Source organism: Candidatus Tokpelaia sp., assembly GCF_008636115.1.
In the GTDB taxonomy this organism is placed as follows: Bacteria; Pseudomonadota; Alphaproteobacteria; order Rhizobiales; family Rhizobiaceae; genus QLZD01.
In genome coordinates this window covers 1-14,225 of the sequence record NZ_QLZD01000038.1, presented here as the reverse complement: position 1 = coordinate 14,225, position 14,225 = coordinate 1, and the positions used below count along the sequence as shown (strand labels likewise).

General features: G+C 50.2%; 16 protein-coding genes. 9 read left to right on the top strand and 7 right to left on the bottom strand.

All coding sequences use genetic code 11. The features are described 5' to 3' along the window. Positions 1–327 precede the first annotated feature (327 nt). The 4 genes from DPQ22_RS07935 to DPQ22_RS09295 are packed head-to-tail and all read right to left on the bottom strand — an operon-like array spanning position 328 to position 2,803. Positions 328–807 carry a hypothetical protein gene (locus DPQ22_RS07935; RefSeq protein ID WP_150214912.1) on the bottom strand — a complete coding sequence of 160 codons (480 nt, stop codon included), beginning with the start codon at positions 805–807 and terminating at the stop codon, positions 328–330. Positions 808–840: 33 nt separating this feature from the next. Next, positions 841–1,614: a hypothetical protein gene (locus DPQ22_RS07930; protein ID WP_150214910.1), complete on the bottom strand. Its 774-nt coding sequence runs from the start codon at positions 1,612–1,614 to the stop codon at positions 841–843. A 10-nt stretch (positions 1,615–1,624) separates the two neighbouring features. After that, positions 1,625–2,638 carry a hypothetical protein gene (locus DPQ22_RS07925; protein WP_150214908.1) on the bottom strand — a complete coding sequence of 338 codons (1,014 nt, stop codon included), beginning with the start codon at positions 2,636–2,638 and terminating at the stop codon, positions 1,625–1,627. A gap of 36 nt (positions 2,639–2,674) precedes the next feature. After that, positions 2,675–2,803 carry a hypothetical protein gene (locus DPQ22_RS09295; RefSeq protein WP_256371589.1) on the bottom strand — a complete coding sequence of 43 codons (129 nt, stop codon included), beginning with the start codon at positions 2,801–2,803 and terminating at the stop codon, positions 2,675–2,677. Positions 2,804–2,932: 129 nt separating this feature from the next. Here DPQ22_RS09295 and DPQ22_RS07920 point away from each other — a divergent pair, with 129 nt between their 5' ends. The 7 genes from DPQ22_RS07920 to DPQ22_RS07890 all read left to right on the top strand — a co-directional run bounded on the left by DPQ22_RS07920 (position 2,933) and on the right by DPQ22_RS07890 (position 9,732). Further along, the gene (locus tag DPQ22_RS07920) at positions 2,933–5,860 is read left to right on the top strand and encodes a monovalent cation/H+ antiporter subunit A (RefSeq protein ID WP_150214906.1); all 2,928 of its coding nucleotides are present in this window, start codon (positions 2,933–2,935) and stop codon (positions 5,858–5,860) included. Continuing rightward, complete coding sequence (locus DPQ22_RS07915) at positions 5,860–6,201, top strand: Na+/H+ antiporter subunit C (RefSeq protein ID WP_150214903.1); 342 nt, start codon at positions 5,860–5,862, stop codon at positions 6,199–6,201. The genes DPQ22_RS07920 and DPQ22_RS07915 overlap by 1 nt, the downstream gene beginning before the upstream one ends. Further along, positions 6,198–7,811 carry a monovalent cation/H+ antiporter subunit D gene (locus tag DPQ22_RS07910; RefSeq protein WP_320411428.1) on the top strand — a complete coding sequence of 538 codons (1,614 nt, stop codon included), beginning with the start codon at positions 6,198–6,200 and terminating at the stop codon, positions 7,809–7,811. The genes DPQ22_RS07915 and DPQ22_RS07910 overlap by 4 nt, the downstream gene beginning before the upstream one ends. 5 nt (positions 7,812–7,816) lie before the next feature. Beyond that, positions 7,817–8,302 carry a Na+/H+ antiporter subunit E gene (locus tag DPQ22_RS07905; protein ID WP_150214901.1) on the top strand — a complete coding sequence of 162 codons (486 nt, stop codon included), beginning with the start codon at positions 7,817–7,819 and terminating at the stop codon, positions 8,300–8,302. After that, a complete protein-coding gene (locus DPQ22_RS07900) occupies positions 8,299–8,580 on the top strand; it encodes a K+/H+ antiporter subunit F (RefSeq protein WP_150214899.1) in 282 nt (93 codons plus the stop codon). The genes DPQ22_RS07905 and DPQ22_RS07900 overlap by 4 nt, the downstream gene beginning before the upstream one ends. Next, positions 8,577–9,104, top strand: a complete 528-nt coding sequence (gene mnhG, locus DPQ22_RS07895; RefSeq protein ID WP_150214897.1) for a monovalent cation/H(+) antiporter subunit G — start codon at positions 8,577–8,579, stop codon at positions 9,102–9,104. The genes DPQ22_RS07900 and mnhG overlap by 4 nt, the downstream gene beginning before the upstream one ends. Positions 9,105–9,426: 322 nt before the next feature. Continuing rightward, on the top strand, positions 9,427–9,732 hold the full coding sequence (locus DPQ22_RS07890) for a hypothetical protein (RefSeq protein ID WP_150214895.1): 306 nt from the start codon (positions 9,427–9,429) through the stop codon (positions 9,730–9,732). A gap of 203 nt (positions 9,733–9,935) precedes the next feature. On the opposite strand, the gene DPQ22_RS07885 is transcribed toward DPQ22_RS07890, so the two are convergent. After that, positions 9,936–10,127 carry a hypothetical protein gene (locus DPQ22_RS07885; RefSeq protein WP_150214893.1) on the bottom strand — a complete coding sequence of 64 codons (192 nt, stop codon included), beginning with the start codon at positions 10,125–10,127 and terminating at the stop codon, positions 9,936–9,938. A 397-nt stretch (positions 10,128–10,524) separates the two neighbouring features. Further along, positions 10,525–11,064, bottom strand: coding sequence for a translation initiation factor IF-3 (gene infC, locus DPQ22_RS07880; RefSeq protein ID WP_190323197.1), 540 nt, complete (start codon positions 11,062–11,064; stop codon positions 10,525–10,527). A gap of 276 nt (positions 11,065–11,340) precedes the next feature. Here infC and DPQ22_RS07875 point away from each other — a divergent pair, with 276 nt between their 5' ends. Together DPQ22_RS07875 and DPQ22_RS07870 are read left to right on the top strand one after the other, a co-directional pair. Then, the gene (locus DPQ22_RS07875) at positions 11,341–12,168 is read left to right on the top strand and encodes an alpha/beta hydrolase (RefSeq protein WP_150214889.1); all 828 of its coding nucleotides are present in this window, start codon (positions 11,341–11,343) and stop codon (positions 12,166–12,168) included. 110 nt (positions 12,169–12,278) lie between these two features. After that, positions 12,279–13,103: a M48 family metallopeptidase gene (locus tag DPQ22_RS07870; RefSeq protein WP_150214887.1), complete on the top strand. Its 825-nt coding sequence runs from the start codon at positions 12,279–12,281 to the stop codon at positions 13,101–13,103. 491 nt (positions 13,104–13,594) lie between these two features. On the opposite strand, the gene DPQ22_RS07865 is transcribed toward DPQ22_RS07870, so the two are convergent. Beyond that, on the bottom strand, positions 13,595–14,225 hold a 631-nt coding region (locus DPQ22_RS07865; RefSeq protein ID WP_190323193.1), incomplete at its 5' end, for a restriction endonuclease subunit S.

Below are 14,225 nucleotides of genomic sequence, written 5' to 3'. Positions count from 1 at the left end.
GGCCATTCCTCAAAATACTATAAAGCGCGCAAGCCGTGCCGCCGGCACACCATAATAATTTAAAATAATCGCAAAAGTCGGGCGCCGGCAAAAACCCGCCAAAAATAAAATTTAAGGAAAATATAAAAGCCGGCAAAGGCCGGCAAAAATCATTCAAATACAAAAACGCATTTTGAAGTTATCCGTCCTATATTCCAAAAAGTTTTTTGCTGTCAACAAAAATCGCCAGAATTTATTTTTGCAAGAATTTATATATTAAAAACAATGAGATATAAAAAATATATAAAACAGATTAAATGACAAAAAAACGCACCAAAGGCCGCTTTTTCACCTTTCCGCCCGGGCAGGCCGGCTCAAACCCAGTTGCGCTGCTGCCAAAAAGCAGACAAAGCCGGAAATAATCCACTGCACCAGCCCTACCAGCACTATGTCAGCGCGCCAGGCACCCCCGGCAATCACCACAAAACACTGGTAGAAAACTTCACAGGCAAGACCGCACAGCACCATGCGGCCTATCGCCCCGCTCACAGTCAGCGCCAGGCCCTGCGCCGGCCGCCAGGCCGACATCAGCGCGGCAAAAAATACCGGCGGCATATAAAAGGAATAGCCGGAGAGTAAAAACGGCACAACACGCTCTCGCAGCACCGCGCCGATTTCAAATAAAATCTGCCGCCCGCCAATAAAATCATGCTCCATAAAAGCAGCCACAACCACCTGCACCGGCGGCGCCAGCAATAAAAAAACAACAAGCACACCAATACCGCGCCAGGGATAGGGAAAGCGCATTACTTCCTTATTATCTGTCATAGTTTTTCTTCGCAATCTGCTGCTTATCACGCATCACGTATTAAGTTCATAGTTTAACGGCTTGCGCCCCTTTTTAGACTTAACGCTTTGCTCAAGGCGTTTTTGCAAAGCGTTCTTAACTTCCTCATCGGACGGATAAATATATTTTCGGCAACCATGATACAATCCCGAGGCGCGTTCTTCTTTTGTCAGCCGCCGCGGTTTCACTAACTCATGCCGATAGGCGACTCTTTTTATGGCCTCCATATGGTGTTCAAAATCGCTTTCTGTTAACAAATTTTCTGATATTTTGAATTTTATAATCCTGCCGTATAATCTCGTTGGTCTGGTCGCGCCAAAAATCTCTATAAAATGCTGCCGGAGAGCGCCTATTTTTATCGCCGCCGGGTTTCTCTCGACCGCCGCTTTTATAAAACGTGCATTTGCCAAAGCATATGCACGTTCAATATCATTTGCCGGATTTAAATAGAGTTCTCTCATTCTGCGTATTTTCATCAGCAGGAAATCATTTACCAGATCCGGATATTCCCCCAAAAGCCGAATAATATTATTGGCTTCAGACCAGACACAATTATACGGCATAGAATCTATAAACAATCCCTTCGCCAGGCCGTTAATTTCTTGCGGCATAAAATCTGGCAAGTACCTCGCCAGGCTGTTATCTTTTTTCCATCTTGCTAAACGCGCCTTAAATTTGTCAAATCCTTCCAATGCTGAAAATTGCGAACGCTCAGCCGCTATCAGATCTTGCAACTCTTCTGCGGCAATACTGCTTTCCTCAAAAAGCGCAAGATTTGAATGTTTCACTGATCTCCCCCTATTGTTGCTCTATTAGCCTGTTATGAAAAGAGGCCGCGATAGCATTATGAAAATCAATCCCGATAAATACTGTTTCAGCATTAAATATTACAGGGTTCGGTATGAGCGCTATCGGCATGACATAAAGCTGCCCCGTTCTGGAATTCAGCACGGATATTTTATCAATCGCACAAGGCCTGTTTTCAAAATGATCCGTTCTGACTTTTAATATCCAATATAAGACAAGCTGCTGCAACCAGCTTCTGTCAGGCTTGTTGCGCAACGAAAATTTTAAGTCGCCGATAAAATCAACCCCGTATAAATCACCGTCCCCTGTAACAATGATTTCGCCAAAAGCTTCTCGGCAAAAATGCAGCGAAAATTCAGGCTTCACCAGTTTATAAGTTTCCATAATGGATTGAACAGCAAACCGGATTGCTTCATATATATCGTCTGTCAAATTAAAATATCTTGGGTCAGGAACGCGCCCTAAAACCCATTCATGACGGTTGAGTGCCGCGGCTTTTTTGGCGAATATATTTGTCCCCGCTCTGAAAAATGCGATAAACATTGCTAATCTGCATATTTTCAGAGTAAAATCTTTAGTTATTTTATTATAGCTTTTTAATGAAACTATATCAGCGCCGGCATCGGCTTCGAAATGCGCTGTTAAGCCGGATAGCGCCGCATATTTATCCATGCCGCGGGCGCCGGTTCTTGCCAATTCAAAATACGACTCGCATTTTGCATAACCATGCAGGGCATAAGCCGCTATAAATTCACTTGACGTCCCTATTATAGAGGCAAATCTATTGTCAATTTTTATTTCCGGCAGATTCAAATGCGCTTTTTCATAAGCATTTAACGATGGAGCAGTTTTAAATATATAAGTCGCAAGTTTCCCGGTATGCTTCAAAGCTTGCGTAACGGAATATACTTCCCCCGTTTTTGTGCCTGTTTGCGCCAACAAATCAGCGCGCGCGGCCTGCCAGTCAGGATATATATCCGACAGTCTTTCAGACCTTATACGCATAGTCTCCCCAAGCTGCCCTCAGTATTTTATCTATCGTCAAGACGGCGGCAGCATAAACAGCATAAACAAGGTTGACAAGCATAGCCCGGCAAACAGCAGCACATAAACGGCAAAAACCGCATAAGTTGCGCAAAAACTGCGTTCACGCCACAAAAAATATTGCATAAGCCCTATAGATACACTTATCCTTGCATAATGCGGTGGTGGCGCAGCAAATGGCGCACCCAATCTGCCATGCCCGCACCCGTCAAGCCGTCAAGGTAAAATCGCCGTTTCAGGCAGGATAGCAGCCCAATGGTTAAAACCGAACAGGCCGTTTTGGTGTTTTTGATAATCCTGCCTTTTCTGGGCAGCATTATTATCGGCTTTTTCCGCTCTACTGCCCGCAATAATGAAGCCTGGTTTGCCGGGGCTGTGGCTTTGTTCAGCCTGTTGCTCACCATTATGCTCTATCCTGCCATAACTAATGGCCAGGCAGTGCAGTTTTCGCTGCCGTGGCTGCCAATGTGGGGGCTTAATTTTACTTTGCGGGTTGACGGCTTTGCCTGGCTGTTTCTGCTGCTCATTACCGGTATCGGTTTTTTAATTGTCATTTACGCCCGCTATTATATGGACCCGGCCGATCCCGTGCCGCGCTTTTTTGCCTTTTTGCTGGCCTTTACCGGCGCCATGACCGGCATTGTCCTGTCAGGCAATCTGCTGCTGCTCACGGCCTTCTGGGAGCTGACAAGTATTTTCTCCTTTCTGCTGATCGGCTATTGGTATCATAATCCCAGTGCGCGTGACGGCGCGCGCATGTCGCTGATTGTAACCGGCTTTGGCGGCTTTGCCCTCATGATCGGGGTCATTATGATAGGCACGATTGTCGGCAGTTTTGAACTCGACAAAGTGTTGAAATCCGGCAATATTATCCGCCAGAGTCCGCTTTATGTGCCGGCTCTTGTCTGCATTTTGCTGGCTGCTTTTACCAAAAGCGCCCAATTCCCGTTTCATTTCTGGCTGCCTAATGCCATGTCGGCGCCCACGCCGGCTTCGGCCTATCTGCATTCCGCCACTATGGTGAAAGCCGGCATATTTCTGCTGGTGCGGCTGTGGCCCGTTATGGCGCATACCAATATCTGGTTCTGGCTGGTTTGCGGCGCCGGGGTGATAACCCTGCTTATCGGCTCTTATTTTGCCATGTTCCAGCAGGATTTAAAAGGGCTTTTGGCTTATTCCACCATTAGTAATCTGGGCTTGATGACAGTTCTGCTCGGCTTTAGCGCCCCTTTGGCCTGCGTGGCCGCCATTTTCCACATGGTAAATCACGCCACTTTCAAAGCCTCTTTATTCATGGCTGCCGGCATTATTGACCATGAATGCGGCACACGCGATTTGCGCAAGCTTTCCGGCCTTTATCGCTTTATGCCCTATACCGGCACGCTGGCCATTATCGCTGCCGCCGCTATGGCAGGTGTGCCGCTCTTAAACGGCTTTTTATCCAAGGAAATGTTTTTTACCCAGGCAGCACTTACCATAAACGGTAACTGGCTGGATAATTCCATGCCTTTTATCGCCACTATTGCCGGGCTGTTTACTGTCACTTATTCCGTCCGCTTTATTTACGGCACATTTTTTGGCAAGCCGCCGCAGGATTTGCCCGCTACCCCGCATGAACCGCCGCATTTTATGCGCCTGCCGATAGAATTGCTGGTATTTTTATGTATAGCTGTCGGCATTGCCCCCAGTCTCAGTATCGGGCCGTTTCTGGCCAATGCGGTTATTGCCGTTATCGGCCCCAACGCACCGCCTTACAGCCTGGCGCTGTGGCACGGCTTCAATGCCCCGGTAATAATGAGCCTGCTCGCCCTTGGCGGCGGCCTGCTGTTTTACATAATTTCACGCCATTATATGCAGGAGCATGAAGGCGGCCCGCTTTTTCTGCCGGATTTATCAGGCCGGCGCATATTTGAAAAATTACTGGCCGCTGTTTCATGGAAATGGGCGCGCCTGGCGCGGGATTTATTGGGCACGCGCGACCTGCGGGTGCAAATTCGCTGGGTGCTGCTGTGCTGCTTTGCCGCTATTGCCCTTATCATGCACGGCTCATGGCTGTGGCGCGGCACGCAGGCGCTGCTGCCTGTCAATCTGTATTTTGCGCTGCTATGGCTTGTCGGCGGCTTTTGCGCCGTTTTTGCCGCGCACACAGCCAAATTTCATCGCTTGTCCTCACTGGTATTATTGGGCGGTGCCGGGCTTGTTACCTGTGCCAGCTTTGTCTGGCTGTCGGCGCCTGATCTGGCGCTGACACAATTATCAGTAGAAATTGTCACTACTGTCCTGCTGCTTTTAGGCCTGCGCTGGCTGCCTAAACGCTTGAGCAACCCCAATCCTGAGCCGCCGGGTTTTAAAACCTATTTGCGCCGCGGCGGTGATCTGGCGCTGGCGCTTATCGGCGGCGGCGGCATGGCCTGGCTGTCTTATGCCATTATGACCCGCCCGCAAGATAGAACCATTGCCCGCTATTTTTTATCCAATGCCTATAATCAGGCCGGCGGGCATAATGCCGTCAATGTTATTCTGGTAGATTTCCGCGGTTTTGACACAATGGGGGAAATCACGGTCCTGGCTATTGTCGCTTTATCCGTTTATGCGCTTTTGCGCCGTTTCCGCCCGGCGCCCGAAAGTATAGGAGCACCGCGCCAGCAGCAGTTTCAGGCAGAATTTGACCAAAAGCGCAGCAATGGCCGGGAGGGTGACAGCCTGCGCGATTATCTGGCCATACCGGCGCTGATGATGCACTGGCTCTTTCCCTTTATTATCGCTTTTGCCTTATATTTGTTTTTCCGCGGGCATGATTGGCCGGGCGGCGGCTTTGTCGCCGGCATTACTTTATCTATCGGCTTTATTTTGCAATATATGGCCTCCGGCACCCGCCTGGTAGAAAGCCATCTGGTTATTTTACCGCTGCGCTGGATAGGTGCAGGCCTGCTGCTTGCCGCCGGCACCGGGCTTGGCGCCTGGGGCTTTGGTTACCCCTTTCTGACCAGTTTCTTCCGCTATCTCAACATTCCCTTGATCGGCAAAACCCCCATCGCCTCTGCCCTGCTGTTTGATGCCGGCGTATTTTGCCTTGTTGTCGGCGCGACAATATTGATGCTCATTGCCCTGGCTCATCAATCGCTCCGCCATTACCGTATCCGGCACCAAAGCCTGCCCCGGCAAGATGAGGAGGAATTTTAATGGAAATAGTCTTGAGTTCAGGTATCGGTATTTTTGCCGCCTCAGGTCTGTGGCTTATACTCAGGCCGCGTACATTTCAGGTTATTATGGGGCTGTCACTGCTGTCTTATGCTGTTAATCTGTTCATTTTCGCCACGGGCAGGCTAAAGCTTGATGCCGCGCCAATATTGGATACAGGCAAGGCAATAGACCCCGCCGCTTATACTGATCCGGTGCCGCAATCCCTGGTGCTGACCGCTATTGTTATCGGCTTTGCCACAACAGCACTGTTTCTGGTAATATTGCTGGCTTTGCGCGGTCTTTCCGGCTCCGACCATGTCAATGGGAGGGAACCCTATTGATTGCAGTCTTCCTGCACCATATCATGGTCTTGCCGGTTATATTGCCGCTGATAACCGGCGCGCTGCTGCTGTTTATCCGCGAGCACAGCCGCCGGCTAAAATCGGCTCTGGCGCTTGTCTCTACCGGTTTTGTCGTCCTTATTGCCGCTATACTCATTTATCGGGCGCAGGAGCTGGCGCCGCAGGCCGATGTCTATAATCTCGGTAATTGGGCAGCCCCTTTTGCCATTGTCTTTGTGCTGGACAGGCTCTCTGCCGTATTTTTGTTGATGTCCGTGCTCACTGCCTTTTGTGCCCTGATATATGTGACCGCCCATTGGGACAGGCTGGGCGCACATTTTTATTCCTTGAGTCAATTTTTTCTGGCCGGCATTAACGGCGTTTTTCTAACCGGCGATATATTTAACCTGTTTGTCTTTTTTGAGGTTATGCTCGCCGCCTCTTATGCGCTGCTCATGCACGGTTCAGGACTGGCGCGGGTGCGCGCCGGCGCGCATTATGTGACTGTCAATCTTGTCGCCTCCTCCTGTTTTCTCCTTGGCGCCGCCTGCATTTACGGCGGTTCAGGCACATTAAATATGGCCGATCTGGCCTCCCGCCTGGCGCTGCTGCCTGAAGATACAGTGCTGATATGCCAAATAGGCATGGGCTTTCTCGGCATCGCCTTTTTGATAAAGGTCGGCATGTGGCCGCTTTGCTTCTGGGTGCCGGCCACTTACAGCGCCGCGGCGGCGCCGGTGGGCGCCCTGTTCTCCATTACCGGGAAAGTCGGCTTTTATGTCATTTTGCGCCTGTCACTACTGCTGTTGGAAAATGATACAACAGGCCTGCATGCCGCCTTATGCCAAATCCTGTTTTACGGCGGCCTGATAACGCTTATTGTCGGCTTTACCGGTGTCCTGGCCAGCCAGAATCTGTCGCGGCTTTCTGCCAATTCCGTGCTGGCGTCAACAGGCATAGTGCTGGCCGCTATGGGGCTTGATCACCCCGCTTTAACTGCTATTACGGTTTATTATATCCTCTCTTCCACTTTTGCGCTGGCGGCCTTTTTCCTGCTCATCGAGCCGGTCGAGCGCAATCAGGACATTGCGGCCAATGTTCTTGCTGTCACAATGGAAGTTTATGGCGAAGATGAAGAGGAAGAGGAGGACGAAATCGGCTTTTATATTCCCGCTACTGCGGCAATTTTAGGCGCCTGTTTTACTCTTTGCGCTATTTTGCTTATCGGCATGCCGCCGCTTTCAGGCTTTATCGCCAAATTTATGATGATAACAGGGCTGTTTTGGCCGCAAGGCCCGGCGCGCGCCTATATATTGCCCGATATACAATCCTGGCTGTTTATTATTTTTCTGGTGCTGGCGGGATTTGCCCAGCTTATCGCCATGACCCGCTCCGGCATTCGCCTTTTCTGGGCTTCGCTGGACACATATATGCCGAAAGTGCAAATCAGCGAAATTATCCCCATTGCCGTTCTGCTGACTTTTTGCTTCACTATCAGCCTGGCGGCAGAGCCTGTTATGCGCTATCTGGATTCCATGGCGGCGGAAATATATGTCCCGGCCAATTATATTCACAGTGTCCTGGGCGGCGCTATCAATAAGGGGGAATAATCTCTATGCGCAAACTTCTCCCTTATCCGCTTTTGTCGCTGGCTATTCTGGCCATGTGGTTGCTTTTATCCGGCGCCGGCCTAGGGCAGGTTTTGCTGGGCAGCTTTGTCGCGCTGTTTTGCGGCCTGGCAATGACAAAATTAAAACAGAAAAAAATATATATTCATCATTGGCGGCTTTTGCCCATATTGCTCTGGCGCGTCCTGCACGATATTATTCTCTCCAATTTCACCGTAGCGAAAATTATCCTCACCGGCGGGCGGGCAAAACACCCTTCGGGGTTCATTATTCTACAGCTTTCTCTGAAAAATCGCATGGCTATTGCCCTGTTGGCCTGTATTATAACGGCAACCCCCGGCACTGCCTGGATAGCCTATGATCATCGCAACAGCAGGCTGATATTGCATATTCTCGATCTGGCAGAAGAAACCTATTGGCACAAACTCATCAAAACCCGTTATGAAAGCCTGTTATTGGAGATATTTGCATGAGTCTCACTATTCTTATCTGGGGCGTATTTGCCGCGCGCCTGTTACTGGCCTGCTCCTGCCTGCTGCTTTCCTTCCGCCTTATTAAAGGGCCAAAGGCGCAAGACAGGATTATCGGGCTGGATACGCTTTATGTTATTGTCATGATGCTGTTTGCCACTTTCACTATCACCACCAATAGCCGCATTTATTTTGAAACCGCGCTGATTATTGCCATGATCGGTTTTGTTTCCACTATTGCTCTGGCAAAATTCCTCATGCGCGGCGAGGTAATAGAATGACCCCGCAACTGCCCGATTTAACCAATGTTCCGGAGCTGCCGCTCATTTTAAGCCTGCTTATTGTGTTTTTTCTGCTGCTGGGCAGCCTGTTTACTTTTATCGGCGCTCTTGGCCTTGCCTGTTTCCGCAATTTTTACGACCGGCTGCATATGCCTGCTCTTGGCACAACTATCGGCGTTACTGCTGTTTTGCTCGGCACAAGCCTCTATATATCCTATATTGAGGGGCATATTATCGGGCGCGATATATTGATTATTTTCTTTCTCGCCTTCGCCGCACCAATTAACGGTATGATGCTGGCGCGCGCCGCCGCCATGCGTGATTTCACGCAAAACTGGCATGACCCGTCAGATAATATGTTCCACCGGCTGGTAACTGATGAAACTGATACACAGCTCGAACAGGAAGAAAATAAAAATGCCGCAAATCAGGGCACAAAAACCGCACTGGCGCCAACGCATACCGGTAAAGCGACCCCAAAAACCCGACACCGCAGCAAAAACAATGATAAAAGCCTGATATAAATCAAGCTGCCCAACAGATTCCGGCCACGGCAAGGCGCCGCAAGCCCGCTCTGGAAAAATAGCCTGCTCCTTTCATAAAACATATATTTCAGATTATTTTCTTGAACCAGGCAAAGTGCTCCTGCTTTTCCCTAAAACGCCCACAGGAGCCGGTTAACCCATAATAAAGACTGGAGCAACAGGCAGACAGGCCGTCTATATAGCGGGAACGATGCCGGCCCGCAACCGGCGCAAATGACCGGGAGGCTGCTTTATCAAGAAAAAATGAGCAGACACACCGGCCTTGCCCGTTTAAAACAAACCTGGACTTTGCCGCACCATAATGACACAGGCCAATATAAATATCCGGAATATAATATTCAGAAACCGCGCTCGAGCCGCAATAACAAATATTGCGGGAGTAGCTGCAATCGGGAGTTTCCTCACCGCCACTTCGCCGAAAAAAAGAAGCTATGAACAAGCGGCGGCCGGCACCAGACAAAACCGCTATGACCTGAACCGGCATTGGAACAGACAAATAGCCGCCACTATCGGGCAGCATATTGCAAATATCGGCCGGGCAATCCGCATTTTATCGGCGCTATCCGGCGCAGAGCGCGACATAAGGAAAAAGACCATGCCGGCATGATTTTTCCGGCAGCTTATAATTATCTTTTAAAGAGATATAAAAAATTGATGCAATAACGCTAATCTACTGATTATTACCATATAAATCTAAAAAAGATAAAAATCTGACTCATTGATTTTTAAAAAATTATTCCCCAATAGCGTATCAGAAAACGCACTCATGCCGCAACACCGGCTGAATAATCGCCTCTATCCTCCGTGTAATTATTCAGAAACTACGCCCAAACCGCAACGCCCCATCATCGGCCGCCATGTTACAGGCAATAGCAGCGCATCAGAAAAAGCACTAATGCCGCAACCGGCAGGGTATTTACCCTCCGCCAAAGACGAATCTAGCCCGTCAGCAAAACGGGCCAGGCCGCAACCAACCGACATATACCGGACAAACAGCGACAATTATCCCGTTTCTCCCCGCTGCCGCCCCGCTTTTCGGCCGATTACCGGCTTTCCCGATAGCTCCCAAGGCAGATAAACTCCATCAGCTTATTCCCTGTGGAATCCACAAAAGAAGCAGCAGCCTGTCCCGCAATCGGACAAACCTCACCAAAATTTTGAGGAAAGGGACAGAGCCCCCGGCAGAAACCTGCTCTTGAAAGCAGGCAGCCTCACCGGCCTTATTTACCGGCAGGCGCAGAGCACCGCAGAAGCCCGCCCCCGCAGGCAGGCAACCATCACTATATTCAACACCGGGCCCCTCACAGACATGGCAGCAGCCCGCCCGCAAAAATAAACCCCTGCCTTGCCTTCGCCTCGAACGCCCCCCTAATCTCACCCAGCCCTGATTGCATCGCCCCTATTGGCGCGGGGCCAGAATCATCAGCATTTGGCGGCCTTCCAGTTTCGGCTCAAGCTCCACTTTGGCAAGTGCGGCGCTGGCTTCCTTTACCCGCAACAGCAAATTCCGCCCCAATTCCTGATGCGCCATCTCACGCCCGCGAAAACGCAAACTAATCTTCACTTTATCGCCCTCTTCCAGAAAACGCGCCAAAGCTTTCATTTTCACTTCATAATCATGCGTATCAATGCCGGGACGCATTTTCAGCTCTTTAACTTCAACAGTTTTCTGCTTTTTGCGCGCTTCTGAGGCTTTTTTCTGGTTCTGATATTTCAGCTTGCCTAAATCAATAATTTTGCAAACCGGCGGCTCGGCATTGGGCACAATTTCCACCAGGTCAAGCCCCGCTTCTTCAGCCATGGCCAAAGCATCAGCAATCGCCACAATACCGTGATTTTCACCTTCTGCATCAATAAGCTGCACACGCGGCACGCGAATATCCCGGTTAGAACGGGGGCCGTCTTTCTGGACGGGTAAGGACTTGAATGGGCGGCGAATGATCAATTCTCCCTAAAATTTATGATAATTGCTCTATTCCCTTAATATAAGCAGAATTTGCCGCAAATTTATAGTCTCTTTTTAATTTTTTTAAAGAGATTTTTTGAACAGGCCGTTTTTTCTGCCTGATATACGCAAAACAGCATAAGCAATAGTCAGAACCCGGCAGCCCGGCAGAGACGCAGCCGGAATCGGCCTGTTTTCAAAGCCGCAAATTTGCGATAAAGATAACAGATTATAAGCCGGCTGATTGCCGGGATACAGGGGAGCAATCTCATGCCTGCAAATATCTCTTATAGCAGCCTGCCCAAAACTGTGCCGCCGGTAGAGTTTCTGCCTTGCGGCCCTATTGCTATCGCCCTGCGCCACCGCCCCGCCGTCACGCAATCGAGCGGCCCCGGCCGGCAAACAGCCCTGCTCTGGCTTGGCGGCTATCGCTCCGATATGGAAGGGACAAAAGCCCAGGCAGTAGATGCTTTTGCCGAGGCGCACGGGCTTGAGGCCGTCAGGTTTGATTATTCCGGTCATGGCCGCTCCGGGGGTGATTTCTATCAGGGCACAATCTCGCTCTGGCTTGCCCAAAGCCTTGCTGTTTTTAACCGCTTTTACCGCGCAACTACTATCAAACCGATACTTGTCGGCTCTTCCATGGGCGGTTGGATAGCCTTGCGGCTGGCGCAGGAACTGCAAATGAGCGGGCGCTCACCCGGCGGGCTGATATTGCTTGCCCCCGCGCCGGATTTTACCGAAATTCTGGTCAAGCCGGCTCTCCAGCCGGCGCAAACACAACAGCTCAAGGAAAAAGGCTTTTTTACTGTCAGCGAAAACGGCTTTGAAACACCCTATAGCCAGGCCCTGCTGGCAGATGGCCGGCAAAATTGCGTGTTAAACAATGGGCTGTTGCAGCTTGACTGCCCTGTTCATATTGTCCAGGGCATGGCAGATGACAGCGTCCCCTATCGTCACACAATGCGGCTTATGGAATATTTGCCGCTGGATAATGTATCCCTCACTTTGATAAAAGACGGCGATCATCGCTTGTCCCAACCGCAACATCTTGTTTTTTTACAAAAATTGCTTGAAAATTTTATAAGCTTTATTTAAGAAACCTCTCTTTCGTGTCTCAATTTGCATTTTGGTGCGAAAATTTGCCCTTTGCCGCGGCAATCAGGCAAATATTTACTCTTTATCGCTTTATAATGCGGATATATGTCATGCGTCTTGCCATTTTTGCCAAAAAATGCGCCCAAAAGGCAAATTCTCTGTATAAACAGGTGCTGATACTGTCTGCTTTGCCAAAATCGCCTGCCAAAGCGGGGCTGCCGCAATTTTACACTGTGGCTAATCGCCGCTTGCCGCTAAAATTAGTGCCGCATAATCGCACCCGGCGCCTGACCTTGCGGGTTGAGGCCGGCGGCCGCGGCCTGCGCATAACCGCCCCCCTGAATGCTGAGAGCAGCGAAATTTTAAACTTTATCCGCAAGCACCATATCTGGCTGGAAAAGCGTCTCGCCGCTTTGCCGGCACCGGATACGGCCAATGCCCCCAGTTTAAAACATGGCGGCTTTATCCCGCTGTTTGGCCTTCCACATCGCATTATTCACTGCACCGGGCGCGGAGTAACACAGTTGCGGGAAGAAAACGGCGAGAGCCAAATTCTGGTCTATGGCCAGGAGCAGTTTCTGGCGCGCCATATTCGCGATTTTTTAAAAAAACAGGCAGAAGCCGTGTTAACCCCGCTGGCGCACAAACACGCTGCCGCGCTTGGCCGCAAACCGAAGGCCATCAGCTATAAAGATACCAAAACCCGCTGGGGCTCCTGCTCTTCCGAGCAGAAGCTGGCCTTTTCCTGGCGCATTATTATGGCCCCCGCAGGAGTAGTGGATTATCTGGCCGCGCATGAAGCGGCGCATCTGCTAGAGATGAATCATTCCCGGCGCTTTTGGGATTTATGTGAAAGGCTCTGCCCGGAAAGCAAAAGACACCGCGCCTGGCTTAAACATAATGGCCAGCAGCTCCACGCCGTGCTGTTTGAATGAAACTCCGCGCCCGATATTAAGGCGCGATGATTTTAACTCTTCTTTCGCCTTAGCTGAAAAGCGCCCCTACAGGCTCTAATATAAAATCCGCAATTATGCGCTTTTCAGGGCTCAGAATGCGCCAGGCCTTAAACATAATGGCCAGAAGCTCCACGCCGTGCTGTTTGAATGAAACTCCGCGCCCGACATTAAGGCGCGATGATTTTAACTCTTCTTTCGCCTTAGCTGAAAAGCGCCCCTACAGGCTCTAATATAAAATCCGTAATTATGCGCTTTTCAGGGCTCAGAATGCGCCTGGCCTTAAACATAACGGCCAGCAGCTCCACGCCGTGCTGTTTGAATAAGCCCCCGCATAACTGGCCGCCGCCGCAACCGGCACAACAGGAGCAGCCGGCAGGCCAAGCCGGTAACCTTGCCGCTATTGCTCCGGCTCGGCAAACCCGGCGGCCGGCGCTCCCTCTGCCGCGGCGGCAAGCTACCCGTTTTTGGCCTCAAAGCTGTTCAAAGCTCAACAGTCTGTCGCGGTAATATTCATATTGCTTCTGGCGCAACTCTTTTTCTGCAGTGAGGGACGCAGTGAGGGACGCAGTGAGGTTAACAAATTTATCTAACACGTCAACAATTTCCTGCTGTCTTGCCAATACAGGGAGAGGGATTAAAAAATTATTGAATGTATCCGTATCGAGTTTTGGATAAGTTGAAGTATCAATATAAAATTTTTTAGCATTCTGTTGGATAAAATGGAATAAATAGCGGCCTGAAACACAGCTCCTGTCTTTCGGCGTGATAATATGATTATTGGAACTGACAAACTTTCCTTTATGATACTTTAAATTGGCATAGCGCGCACGACCAAGGGTTATAACCTCTCCCTCACACAACCAATCGCCCGCCGTTTGCTCATCTGTCCACCAGTCTTCATTTCTGGAGCTTGGCAATAACCGCACATCACCCTTCTCAACCCTTAAAGCTTCCAGCTCACTTGCCCCTGCTTGCTTAAACGGGCTTTTGGCAATAATTTCCCCCAGACATACCCACCTCTTACGCTGGCTGGCTGGCTGGCTGGCTGGCTGGCTGGCTGGCTGGCTGGCTGGCTGGCTGGCTGGCTGGCTGGCTGGCTGG